The organism is Enterobacter sp. MGH 16 (assembly GCF_000493175.1).
In the GTDB taxonomy this organism is placed as follows: domain Bacteria; phylum Pseudomonadota; class Gammaproteobacteria; order Enterobacterales; family Enterobacteriaceae; genus Enterobacter; species Enterobacter roggenkampii.
The window spans coordinates 2,627,711-2,639,791 of record NZ_KI535695.1 but is presented as its reverse complement, the minus strand read 5'-3'; the positions used below and the strand labels follow the sequence as shown (position 1 = coordinate 2,639,791).

At 59.8% G+C, this 12,081-nt stretch carries 10 protein-coding genes; 9 read left to right on the top strand and 1 reads right to left on the bottom strand.

Annotated elements, in window-relative coordinates; translation table 11 throughout:
• The first annotated feature begins 378 nt into the window (after positions 1–378).
• From L362_RS10510 to L362_RS10520, 3 genes are all read left to right on the top strand, one after another.
• Positions 379–741 carry a YcgJ family protein gene (locus tag L362_RS10510; protein ID WP_023344670.1) on the top strand — a complete coding sequence of 121 codons (363 nt, stop codon included), beginning with the start codon at positions 379–381 and terminating at the stop codon, positions 739–741.
• Positions 742–958: 217 nt separating this feature from the next.
• A complete protein-coding gene (locus tag L362_RS10515) occupies positions 959–2,155 on the top strand; it encodes an NAD(P)/FAD-dependent oxidoreductase (protein ID WP_023344669.1) in 1,197 nt (398 codons plus the stop codon).
• Entirely contained in the window at positions 2,155–2,535 is a 381-nt protein-coding gene (locus tag L362_RS10520; protein ID WP_023344668.1) for a helical membrane plugin domain-containing protein, read from the top strand. The genes L362_RS10515 and L362_RS10520 overlap by 1 nt, the downstream gene beginning before the upstream one ends.
• Before the next feature lie 82 nt (positions 2,536–2,617).
• On the opposite strand, the gene L362_RS10525 is transcribed toward L362_RS10520, so the two are convergent.
• Positions 2,618–3,451 carry a MurR/RpiR family transcriptional regulator gene (locus tag L362_RS10525; protein ID WP_023344667.1) on the bottom strand — a complete coding sequence of 278 codons (834 nt, stop codon included), beginning with the start codon at positions 3,449–3,451 and terminating at the stop codon, positions 2,618–2,620.
• Positions 3,452–3,742: 291 nt separating this feature from the next.
• On the opposite strand from L362_RS10525, the gene L362_RS10530 reads away from it, so the two are divergent.
• From L362_RS10530 to L362_RS10555, 6 genes are all read left to right on the top strand, one after another.
• On the top strand, positions 3,743–5,248 hold the full coding sequence (locus tag L362_RS10530; protein WP_023344666.1) for a CoA-acylating methylmalonate-semialdehyde dehydrogenase: 1,506 nt from the start codon (positions 3,743–3,745) through the stop codon (positions 5,246–5,248).
• 11 nt (positions 5,249–5,259) lie between these two features.
• Positions 5,260–7,185 (top strand): 3D-(3,5/4)-trihydroxycyclohexane-1,2-dione acylhydrolase (decyclizing), encoded by a 1,926-nt coding sequence (gene iolD / locus L362_RS10535; protein WP_023344665.1) that lies wholly within the window; start codon positions 5,260–5,262, stop codon positions 7,183–7,185.
• Between the two features lie 305 nt (positions 7,186–7,490).
• Positions 7,491–8,477, top strand: coding sequence for an inositol 2-dehydrogenase (gene iolG / locus L362_RS10540; protein ID WP_023294280.1), 987 nt, complete (start codon positions 7,491–7,493; stop codon positions 8,475–8,477).
• A gap of 31 nt (positions 8,478–8,508) precedes the next feature.
• Entirely contained in the window at positions 8,509–9,438 is a 930-nt protein-coding gene (locus L362_RS10545) for a sugar ABC transporter substrate-binding protein (RefSeq protein WP_008502118.1), read from the top strand.
• 54 nt (positions 9,439–9,492) lie between these two features.
• A complete protein-coding gene (locus L362_RS10550) occupies positions 9,493–11,040 on the top strand; it encodes a sugar ABC transporter ATP-binding protein (protein ID WP_021241823.1) in 1,548 nt (515 codons plus the stop codon).
• An 11-nt stretch (positions 11,041–11,051) separates the two neighbouring features.
• On the top strand, positions 11,052–12,080 hold the full coding sequence (locus tag L362_RS10555; protein WP_008502116.1) for an ABC transporter permease: 1,029 nt from the start codon (positions 11,052–11,054) through the stop codon (positions 12,078–12,080).
• Position 12,081: the final 1 nt, after the last annotated feature.

Here is a 12,081-nt window from a genome sequence, read left to right as displayed (position 1 = left end):
TCTCCGTGGGCGGTAAGTGTCAAGATCGTTGTCAACCGGTGGGGCTGTAAACCATTTTGTGGGGCGGGTTTATATTGCGAGATAAATTTGGCATCGCGGCTTTAACTTCCGCTCTTCGCTCAGAGCGGACCTAACCCGCCCCACAAACCCACTCCGTATACAGCATATTAGTTCAGCTCTTTAAAATCGCATGACTCACCGGGATAGGGCCCTTACAATTGCCTACGAGCTGAACTTTCGACGACGTTTCGGTCGACAAAAAGCCATACGGGGCGTTCCCTGCTGAAGCTTAAAACCCTCCAGGGTTTTTCACCCTCATGATGGTACCACCGCGCCCGGCGTAAAGCCGACACTCATTAACCAACGGAGATTATCATCTTGAACAAATCAATACTCGCATGCTCTGTGGCCGCGCTGCTGGCCGTGTCCGCCATGTCCGCCCAGGCCAGGACCCCCGCCAGGCTCAAGTCGCCAGTATCGGGCGTGCTCTGCGACCGATATGTATGCGCCAATGACAAGGGATTATCCCGCGCGTTGACAGAGACCTATCTCGGTAAGAAGGCTGCTGCAAACGAGGTGTTCACGTCGAGCAATGTCGATCTGACTGAATTCACCTTTGCCAACGGTATTTTCTGCGATGTGAAGGAGCGACTGTGCCGTGAAGATCGCTATTATGGCGCGAACGGACAGCGCTCCGGGGCGGTGTCTAAAAAGTACACAACGCTGCTCTTTGGCGAATAATGGTGATGAAAAGAGACCACAGTGAAAGGCTACGTTATAGAGATATAAATTATATTTTGTAGTGTATATTATAAATGCTGATCGGGTTGTCAAAATTAAATTTCTTGTTATTGGTTATGTTGCGGAATATTACTCTGTCACTACGCTTTAGCTGAGCGTAACAGTGAAGCGGTCTGGTTACGTGAATTCCCATTCACTACCATGAGCGAATAAAGGAATGAAAAACCGCATAATGATTGTCGGCGGCGGCACGGGAGGAACCATTGTTGCCAATCTGCTGGCCAGGAAATTACGACGTGAAATTGCTGCCGGTCAGGTAGAGCTGGTACTGATTTCCGAATCACCGGTGCACTACTACAAACCCGCCTTTATGTATGTCGCCTTTAACCTCTTCCATCACCATGAACTGGCCCGGCCTGAACGGCAATTACTGAGTCCGGAAATTCAATTTATTACCGACAGGATTGAATCTTTCGATTTTAAGCAGCGTCGACTGTACGGGGCCAGTAAGCGACATTACGACTGGGATCTGCTGGTTATTGCCACTGGCTGCACACCTTTTACACAAAAAATCCCTGGCCTTGCCGACGCGGGCGATCATTTTTATCAATACGCGGCTGCCAGACAATTAGCGCATAAGCTCGCCACCCTCAAAAAGGGGCGAATATTTATTACTGTCTCTTTCCCTGAAACACCGAATGTTCCCCACCAGTGCGGCATTGCCCCCATTGAAACCACGCTGATGGTTGATGACTATTTGCGTCAGCGTGGCGTACGTAATCAGGTTGAGATTGTTTATACCTATCCGACCGTCGCGCAGTTGCTGCGAAACTGCCTGTTCCTGCAACGTCCGGTGGGGGAGGCGCTGGGCGATATTTTTGCCGCCAAAGGAATACAGCATCAGCGTGGTTTTACCTTAAGCCATGTCGATCCTGACAGCAAAATTGCCTATTCCGCCGAGGGCGATTCACAGAATTTCGACATCCTGATGGCAACGCCGCCCATCAGGGCAGTAGAAGCGGTGCGTAACACCGGGCTCAGTGAGGTTCAGAACGGTGAAGGCTGGCTGCCGACGGATCACCAGACGCTGGGCGTCTACGGTTTAGAAGGGGTATATGTGATCGGCGATACCGTTGACCTGCCGATCAGTAAAGCGGGAGGGTCGTGCCACAACCAGGCGCCCGTCATTGCTGACAACATTGTGGCGGAGCTCTACGGCAGACCGCCCGGAAGCGGTAACCATTATGATGGACGGGTTCAGGCCGTCGCGCAGATGGGACTCTGGGCCGGCATGCCGTTGGTATATGACTATCGCAATGACGTGACCCCCATGCCGGCGACAAAACTCGGCGGCATGCTGCGAAACGGTTTTAACCGTGGACTGTATTGGGGCGTCGTGAGGGGGATGTTCTGATGAGTGACCAGGAACAGTTACTAAAAAGCCTTGCCCCGCTTATGGCGGGCAATCGCCTGAATAATCTGGTTGATCTGCTTGCCGTCGTCGCAGACCTGCTGGAAATGGCCGATAACGCGATGGTCGAAAAACTGGCTGGCGTTTTTGACGATGTCGTGACCGTCGGCTGGGAAGGGGGAACCGCGCTACGCATGGCGTGGGGGGAGCAGGTTAACCGGGAAGGGGATATCTCGCTTCGGCAGGTGTTCACTCTGCTCAACGACCCTGATACCCGCCGCGGCATCATGCTTTTGCTGCGCGTGTTACAGATTACGGGGCAGCGTCTAAATGCCCTCGCTTCGGTCAGCTATCCTGAGTGTCCTGAGATCGAAAACCGCTAAGATCGGGCGGATGTTCACCGGAAACGGCGATTATGCCGGGTAGCGGGTTTATGTTACCCGGCCTGTTGAGCGGTACCGTGGGCTATTTATCCCCACCACCCAACCGATACGCCAGCGCCACCACCAGCGACTGCACCAGGCACAGCGTCGCCGACTGAGACCGAAACGCGTCCACCTGCGCCTCTTTCACCACAAAGCAGAGATCGCTGAACGTCGCCAGCGGGCTGATCTGGCTGTCCGTAATCACAATCTGCCGCGCGCCAACGCTGGCGGCGGTTTCGCTGACCATCACCGTCTCTTCCGCGTACGGCGAGAAGCTGATCGACACCACAATGTCGCGCGCCTTAATGCGGCTGATCTGCTCGCGCAGCATCCCGCCCATGCCGTCAAGCAGGATAGGGCGGCACTCCAGATGGCTCAGGGCATAGGTAAGGTATGCGGCGACGCTAAAGGATCGACGCAGTCCGGCGATGTAGATGGTGTCGGCGTCGGCCAGCAGCTGTACCGCGCGCTCCAGCATCTCCGGCTCGGCGCGGGCGGCCAGCTGCTGCAGCGCCTGCGCGTTTGAACGGGCAAACTCCTGCAGGATATCGAGCGGCGTTTCCGGCACGGCCTCGCTCTCCATCTCGCGGAACAGTCGGGCGCGGTCGCTGTAGCTGGCGGTCTCCTCCACCAGGTTCATGCGAAACAGCTGTTTCATTTCGTTGAAGCCGGTGAAGTCAAAGGCGTTGGCAAAGCGGATCAGCGTCGAGGGCGGCACGTCGGCGCGCTCGGCAATAACGGCAACCGTATCAAACGCCACGCTGTTGGTATTGTCCAGCACGTAGCGGGAGACCTGCTGCAGCCTCTTGCTCAGGCTATCGTAGCGATCGCGGATTTGCTGCTGCAGTTCGTTCAGGCTGGTTGCTGTCGTCATGTTATCCCCCAAATACAGTCATATGATTCTAAACGCAAAACCGCGTCTTTTAAATGTCGGCCATCCATCTGGCAGCAAAAATGAAACAGAAGATTCAGTCATTTCCTCGCCCGAGAACCCTTAATAGCGCACGCGGCGTCAGTGGTGCTGGCTGTTAACATAAAAATCCATCCTTGATCACAATAATCATCATTTATTTTATTTCAACTTAAAATGGAATATTTGTTTCATATATAGTGTTCAGTACACAGTGTTCAGGTCAAGTCACGTATCAACAGCGAGAGGTTAAGGATGGAGACGGTAGCGAATTTTATTCACGGCGAATGTGTCACCGGTTCAGGCCAGCGCGTTCAGGCGATCTTCAACCCGGCCAGCGGCGAGCAGATCCGCCAGGTGGTGATGAGTACGGCACAGGAAACGGAGCAGGCGATTGCCGCCGCGCAGCAGGCGTTTCCGGCGTGGGCGCGTCATGCTCCGCTTAAGCGCGCGCGCGTCATGTTCCGCTTCAAGGCGCTGCTGGAAGAGAATATGGAACGTCTGGCCCGTCTTATCAGCGAAGAGCACGGCAAGGTCTTCTCCGACGCGGTGGGCGAGCTGACCCGCGGCCTGGAAGTGGTGGAGTTTGCCTGCGGTATTCCGCATCTGCAAAAGGGCGAACACTCGGCGAACGTCGGGACCGGCGTCGACAGCCACTCGCTGATGCAGCCGCTCGGCGTCTGCGCCGGGATCACGCCGTTTAACTTCCCGGCGATGGTGCCGATGTGGATGTTCCCGATTGCGCTGGCGACCGGGAATACCTTCGTGCTGAAACCGTCGGAAAAAGACCCTTCTCTGGCGCTCGCGCTGGCGCAGCTGCTGAAAGAGGCCGGCCTGCCGGACGGCGTCTTCAACGTGGTGCAGGGCGATAAAGAGTCCGTTGACGTGCTCCTGACCGACCCGCGCGTGCAGGCGGTGAGCTTTGTCGGCTCCACGCCGATTGCCGAATACATTTACCAGACCGCCTCCGCCCACGGGAAACGCTGTCAGGCACTGGGCGGCGCGAAAAACCACTGCATTTTAATGCCGGATGCCGACATGGAGATGGCGACCAACGCCATCATGGGCGCGGCCTACGGCGCGGCGGGCGAGCGCTGCATGGCGCTCTCGGTGGTGCTGGCGGTGGGGGATAACACCGCCGATGACCTCTGCACCCGGCTGGAAAAACAGATTGCTGCGCTGCGCGTCGGGCCGGGCCTGGACCAGTCGCCGGAAAACGAAATGGGGCCGCTCATCTCCTCCGCGCACCGCAGCAAGGTACTGGGCTACATCGACAGCGGCGAGTCGCAGGGGGCAAAACTTCGCGTGGACGGTCGCGGCTTCAGCGTGAAGGGGCACGAACAGGGCTACTTCGTTGGGCCGACGCTGTTCGATAACGTCACCCCGGAGATGACCATCTATAAAGAAGAAATTTTCGGCCCGGTGCTTTCTGTGGTGCGCGTAGCAGATTACGCCAGCGCGGTGGACCTGATTAACCGCCATGAATATGGTAATGGCTCGGCAATCTTCACCCGCGACGGCGGCTGCGCGCGCCGCTTCTGCGAAGAGGTGCAGGCAGGTATGGTGGGCGTCAACGTGCCGATCCCGGTGCCGATGGCGTTCCACAGCTTCGGCGGCTGGAAGCGTTCCATCTTCGGCGCGCTCAACGTCCACGGCAACGACGGCGTGCGCTTCTACACCCGAATGAAAACCATCACCGCGCGCTGGCCGGAAATGCAGCAGGAGACAGGCGCTGCGTTCTCCATGCCGACGCTGGGCTGACAGGAGATTTTATGCAAACCGAACGTATGACCATGGCCCAGGCGCTGGTCCGGTTCCTGAATCAACAGTACGTCAGCGTTGACGGCAACGAAACGCCCTTCGTGGAGGGTGTGGCAACGATCTTTGGGCACGGCAACGTGCTGGGCATCGGCCAGGCGCTGGAGCAGGATCCGGGCCATCTGCAGGTGATGCAGGGCTGCAACGAGCAGGGCATTGCCCATATGGCGACGGGATTCGCCAAACAGCACCGCCGTCAGCGCATCTTTGCCGTCACCTCCTCCGTCGGGCCGGGCGCCGCCAATATGGTCACGGCCGCGGCAACCGCTACGGCGAACCGCATCCCGCTGCTGCTGCTTCCGGGCGATATCTACGCCAGCCGCCAGCCGGACCCGGTGCTGCAGCAGATCGAGCAGTATCACGATCTCAGCATTAGCACCAACGACTGCTTCCGTCCGGTCTCCCGCTACTGGGACCGCATTAACCGCCCGGAGCAACTCATGAGCGCGATGCTCAGCGCGATGCGAACGCTTACTGACCCGGCAGATACCGGTGCGGTGACGATTTGCCTCCCGCAGGACGTGCAGGGGGAAGCGTGGGATTACCCGCTGAGCTTCTTCGCGCGTCGTGTGCACCACATCGAGCGCCGTCCGCCCGATCCGCAGCGTCTGGCGCAGGCGCGGGCGCTGATTGCCCGCAAGCGTCGCCCGCTGGTGGTGTGCGGCGGCGGCGTGCGCTATTCCGGCGCGCATGAGGCGTTTCGCGACTTTGTCGAGACGCTGCAGCTGCCGTTTGCCGAAACCCAGGCCGGAAAGGGGGCGCTGGTAAGTGACCACCCACTTAACCTCGGTGGCGTAGGGGTGACGGGGGGGATGGCGGCCAACCAGCTCGCGCCGCAGGCTGACCTGGTGATCGGCATCGGCACGCGCCTGACCGACTTTACCACCGGCTCCAAGGCGCTCTTTTCCCATCCGGACGTGGAATTCCTGCTGCTGAACGTGGCCGAGTTTGACGCCCTGAAGCTGGACGCCACGGCGCTGATTGCCGACGCTCAAACCGGGCTCGAGGCATTGACCCACGCGCTTGGTGATTACCGCAGCGGCTGGGGAGAGGCGATCGCTGAGGCGAAATCCGCCTGGCGCGACGAGTGCCGTCGCCTGTGGGATCGCCAGTGGCGTCCTGACGACGCGCCCGAAGTGGCGGGGCACCTGGACGCGCAGCTGGCGGAATACGGCGAGGCGCTCAATACCCGCCTGACCCAGACGCGGGTGCTGGGGCTGATCAACCAGCATGTGGAAGATAACGCCATCGTGGTGGGGGCGGCCGGTTCGCTGCCGGGGGATTTACAGCGCCTCTGGCAGGTCAAAACGCCGGACAGCTATCACCTGGAGTACGGCTACTCCTGCATGGGCTACGAGATTGCGGCAGCCATCGGCGCGAAGCTCGCCCGACCCGAGCAGCCGGTATACGCCATGGTGGGGGATGGCTCCTACATGATGCTCCACTCCGAGCTGCAAACCGCCGTTCAGGAGGGCATTAAGGTCACCGTTCTGCTGTTTGATAACGCCAGCTTCGGCTGCATTAACAACCTGCAGATGGGGCACGGCATGGGCAGCTTTGGCACGGAAAACCGCCATCGCAACCCGGAAACCGGACGGCTTGACGGGCCGCTGGTGAAGGTCGATTTTGCGCAAAATGCGGAAAGCTACGGCTGCCGCGCGTGGCGGGTAAACGATGAGCAAAGCCTGCTGGCGGCGCTGGAGGCGGCCCGCGTCCATCCTGGCCCGACGCTGCTGGACATCAAGGTGCTGCCGAAGACCATGACCCACGACTACGCCTCCTGGTGGCGAACCGGCGATGCGCAGGTGGCGGAATCGTCTGCCGTGCGTGAGGCCGCGGAGCAAACGCAGTCGCAGGTGAAAAAAGCCCGTCAGTATTGAGTTTTCCCGAAGTAACGAAATTTTCATTTCATTTTTGTTTTCCCCTCATCCTAACCCTCTCCCTCAGGGAGAGGGGACGGCTCGGTGTAGTTTTTTTACTCCCTCTCCCTGAGGGAGGGGGCCGGGGTGAGGGGAGTTGCCGCACGTTCACCTGTGTTGTGAGATTGATAACAAAATTTATCTCATTCATCTCAAAAGTGTTAACCCGCACTCAAAAACATAATTTTCACTATTTATAAAAATGAAATAAATGTTTTATTTATAGGGTCGTTAGTTCACAGCATTCACCAACACCGGGAGCCGTTATGTTTAACATTGCTTTACTGGGCGCTGGCCGAATTGGCCAGGTACATGCAGCTAACATCGCCAGCCACGGCGCGACCACGCTCTGGTCCGTGGTTGACCCGAATCAGGAATTTGCCACCCGCCTCGCCACGCAGTATCAGGCCCGCCAGCAGAGCCTGGATGAAGCGATGACCGACCCTAACGTTCACGCCGTGCTGATCGCCTCCGCCACCGATACCCACGCGGACCTGATTGAAATGGCCGCCCGCCACGGCAAGGCCATCTTCTGCGAAAAGCCGGTACACCTCGACCTCGCCCGCGTGCGCGACTGCCTGAAGGTGGTCAAAGAGTACGACGTGCCTCTGTTCATCGGCTTTAACCGCCGCTTTGACCCGCAGTTCCGCCGCGTGAAAACCGACGCGCAGGCCGGGCGCATCGGCAAGCCGGAATCGCTGCTCATCATCTCCCGCGATCCGTCTCCGCCGCCCGCGGAGTACGTGCGCGTCTCCGGCGGCATGTTCCGCGATATGACCATTCATGACTTTGACATGGCGCGCTTCATCATGGGCGAAGAGCCGGTGTCGGTGTATGCCCAGGGCAGCAACCTGGTCGATCCGGCGATTGGCGAGGCGGGGGACATCGATACCGCGTTTATCGTTCTGAAATATGCCTCCGGCGCGATGGCGACCATCGTTAACAGCCGCCGTTCATCTTACGGCTACGACCAGCGCCTGGAGCTGCACGGCTCCGAAGGGCTGCTTTGCGCGGGCAACATTCTGGAAAACCAGGTGCAGCACTACGGCAAACAGGGCTGCACCAGCGCGCTGCCGGAACACTTCTTCCTGCAGCGCTACAAATCCGCTTACGCCGCGGAATGGGAACACTTTGTTGCGGTCCTGCGCGGCGAAGCGGTGCCTGACTGCAGCGGCGATGATGGTGAACGTGCGCTGTACCTCGCGGATAAAGCGCTGGAGTCGCTTCGCAGCCAGCGCGAGATCGTCCTCTAAACACAACCACCCTACACAGAGAGACATAATAATGAAAAAACTGATCGTAGCCGCCCTCATCGCCATGACGTCCGGGGCCGCCCTCGCCGAAAACGAGCAAATTGTGTTCAGTACGCCAAACCTGGCCATGCCGTTTGAAGTTCACATGCAGCGCACGGCGGTAAAAGCCGCAAAAGAGATGGGCGTGAAGCTTCAGGTGCTGGACGGGCAGGGCAGTTCACCGAAGCAGGTGGCTGACCTGGAAAACGCCATCACCCGCGGGGCGCAGGGCTTTATCGTCTCCCCGAACGACGTGAACGCGGTCTCCAGCGCGGTGGATGAAATTCAGGATGCGAAGCTGCCGGTGGTCACCCTTGACCGCTCCGTCGACAGCCAGAAAAAAGTGCCGCACTTTGGCGCCAATAACTACAAGGGCGGTCAGGCGATTGGCGATTTTGTGAAAACCAAATTCCCCGACGGGGCGGAAATCATTCTGCTGACCGGCCAGCCGGGCTCCTCCTCCAACATCGAACGCACCAAAGGGATCCGCGACAGCCTGAAGGCGGGTGGCGATAAGTACAAGATCGTCGCCGATCAGACCGGCAACTGGATGCGTTCTGAAGGGATGCGCATCGTGGAAAGCGTGCTGCCATCGCTGCCGAAACGCCCGCAGGTGATCCTCTCCGCCAACGACGATATGGCGCTGGGGGCGATCGAAGCCCTGCAGAGCCAGGGCGTGAAGCCGGGCGAAATTCTGGTCACCGGCTTTGACGCGGTACCGGAAGCGCTGGCCCGCGTGCGCGACGGCTGGCTGGCGGTAACGGCGGACCAGCGTCCGGGCTTTGCGGTGCAGACGGCGATGAGCCAGCTGGTGGCCAACGTGCGCGAGAAGAAGGCCATCACCGGGGCCGACTACCCGCCGACGCTGATCACCAAAGAGAACCTGCAGCAGGCTGAGCGTATCGGTGAGGCCGGTAACTGATTTATCCGCAGCCGTCGCTGGCGCGGCGGCTCACTCTAAAGGAGGAGCAGACCGATGTCGCAACCCTTACTGAAAGTGACCGACCTGGCAAAAAGCTTTTCCGGCGTCTGGGCGCTAAGCAGCGCCCAGCTGACCGTCGGCGCGGGCGAGATCCACGCCCTGCTGGGGGAGAACGGGGCGGGTAAATCCACGCTGCTGAAGGCGCTCGCGGGGGCGCAGCCGCAAACCCGCGGGGAGATCTGGTTCAACGGCGAAACGCTGCCGGTGGACGACTCCCCGGTGGAGCGCCAGAACAAGGGCATTATCACCATCTATCAGGAATTCAACCTGCTGCCCAACATGACCGTCGCGGAAAACATGTTTCTCGGGCGCGAGCCGCGTAAACGTAACCTGATCGTCGACGAAAAGGCGGTAAACCAGGAGGCGCAGGTTATTCTCGACTATCTGCAGCTGAACGTTGCGCCGACCACCCCGGTCGCCCGCCTGAGCGTTGCCCAGCAGCAGATGGTGGAGATCGCCCGGGCGCTGACCCTCAACGCCAGGCTCATCATTATGGACGAACCCTCCGCCGCGCTGAGCGACAGCGAGGTCGAAAGCCTGCACCGCGTGGTGCGCGAGCTTAAAAACCGTGGCGTGAGCATTATCTATGTCACCCACCGCCTGCATGAGGTTTTCCAGCTCTGCGACCGCTTCACCGTTTTCCAGGACGGCCGTTTCACCGGCACCGGCGCGGTGGCAGAGACCAACGTCGAACAGCTGATCCGCCTGATGGTCGGTCGCGACGTGGCCTTTAATCGCCGTCCCGCCAGCGAAACGCATCATGAGGACAAACCCGTCCGCCTGGCGGTGAAGGGGCTGAGCCGCGAAAAGCCGCCGCTGGATCCGCACGGCATCGCCCTGCACGACATCAGCTTCCACGTCCACGCCGGGGAGGTCTTAGGCATTGCCGGACTGGTGGGCGCCGGGCGCACCGAGGTGGCCCGCTGCCTCTTTGGCGCAGACGCGTTTACCTCGGGCAGCTTTGAGCTGGACGGCGTGCCCTACCAGCCGCGCGACCCGCTCTATGCCCTTGACCAGGGCGTGGCGCTGGTGCCGGAAGATCGTAAAAAAGAGGGGGCAGTGCTGGGGTTGTCGATTCGCGACAACCTGTCGCTCTCCTGCCTCTCCTCGCTGCTGCAGTGGCGCTGGTTCGTGAATACCCGCAAAGAGGACGATCTGATCGAGTCCTACCGCAAGGCGCTGCAGATCAAAATGGTCAACAGCGCGCAGGAAGTGCGCAAGCTCTCCGGCGGTAACCAGCAAAAAGTGATCCTCGCGCGCTGCATGGCGCTCAACCCGCGGGTGCTGATCGTCGACGAGCCGACGCGAGGCATCGACGTGGGGACCAAATCAGAAGTGCACCAGGTGCTGTTTGACATGGCGAAAAAGGGCGTGGCGGTGATCGTGATCTCCTCCGATCTGCCTGAAGTGATGGCGGTGTCAGACCGGATCATCACCCTCAGCGAAGGGCGAGTGACCGGCGAGATCCACGGTGACGACGCTAACGAAGAACGGCTGATGACGATGATGGCCATCAACCACAACGCCCTGAACGCGGCATAACGGAGTTTCTCATGACGCAGATGATTTCTAAAACGCAGGCCCCGGTCAAACGCGCCGGACGCATCGATCCCATCGCCTTCTTCGAGCGCTTCGGGGTGCTGATTTTCATGATCCTGCTGCTGATCTTCTTCCAGTCGCAGAACAGCAACTTTTTCTCTGAACGCAATATTTTCAACATCCTGACCGAAGTCTCCATCTACGGGATCATGGCCGTGGGGATGACCTTCGTCATCCTGACCGCCGGGATTGACCTCTCCGTGGGCTCCATTCTGGCGGTGTGCGCCATGACCGCGGCGTACGTGATTAAGGGCGACAACTTCACCACCGTCGACCCGAACGCCTGGGGCGGCATGAGCTGGCTGATTGGGCTGGGGATTTGTCTGGCGATGGGCACGGCGATTGGCTTCCTGCACGGTCTGGGCGTGACCCGCCTGCGCCTGCCGCCGTTCATCGTCACCCTCGGCGGGATGACCATCTGGCGCGGCCTGACGCTGGTGATCAACGACGGCGCGCCGATCGCCGGTTTCGATCAGGGCTACCGCTGGTGGGGGCGCGGGGAGCTGCTCGGCATCTCCATTCCGATCTGGATCTTCGCCATCGTCGCCCTCGGCGGCTATCTGGCGCTGCATAAAACCCGCTGGGGGCGCTTCGTTTACGCCATCGGCGGCAACCCGGAGGCGGCGCGCCTGGCGGGGGTCAACGTCAAGCGCGTGCTGGTCAGCGTCTACGTGCTGATTGGCTGCCTGGCGGGGCTGGCGGGCTTCATTCTGAGCGCGCGTCTGGGGAGCGCCGAGGCTGTGGCCGGGATCTCCTTTGAGCTGCGCGTCATCGCCTCGGTGGTGATTGGCGGCACCTCGCTGATGGGCGGCTACGGGCGCATCGGCGGCACCATTATCGGCTCCATCATCATGGGTATTCTGATTAACGGCCTGGTGCTGATGAACGTCTCGGCCTACTACCAGCAGATTATCACCGGGTTAATTATCGTTCTGGCGGTGGCGTTCGACACCTACGCCAAGAGCCGTCGCGGCGCACTGTGAG

Coding starts and splice junctions, on each gene's coding strand:
- L362_RS10515 (WP_023344669.1), top strand. CDS start 959: ATGAAAAACCGCATAATGATTGTCGGCGGCGGCACGGGAGGAACCATT.
- L362_RS10520 (WP_023344668.1), top strand. CDS start 2,155: ATGAGTGACCAGGAACAGTTACTAAAAAGCCTTGCCCCGCTTATGGCG.
- L362_RS10525 (WP_023344667.1), bottom strand. CDS start 3,451: ATGACGACAGCAACCAGCCTGAACGAACTGCAGCAGCAAATCCGCGAT.
- L362_RS10530 (WP_023344666.1), top strand. CDS start 3,743: ATGGAGACGGTAGCGAATTTTATTCACGGCGAATGTGTCACCGGTTCA.
- iolD (WP_023344665.1), top strand. CDS start 5,260: ATGCAAACCGAACGTATGACCATGGCCCAGGCGCTGGTCCGGTTCCTG.
- iolG (WP_023294280.1), top strand. CDS start 7,491: ATGTTTAACATTGCTTTACTGGGCGCTGGCCGAATTGGCCAGGTACAT.
- L362_RS10545 (WP_008502118.1), top strand. CDS start 8,509: ATGAAAAAACTGATCGTAGCCGCCCTCATCGCCATGACGTCCGGGGCC.
- L362_RS10550 (WP_021241823.1), top strand. CDS start 9,493: ATGTCGCAACCCTTACTGAAAGTGACCGACCTGGCAAAAAGCTTTTCC.
- L362_RS10555 (WP_008502116.1), top strand. CDS start 11,052: ATGACGCAGATGATTTCTAAAACGCAGGCCCCGGTCAAACGCGCCGGA.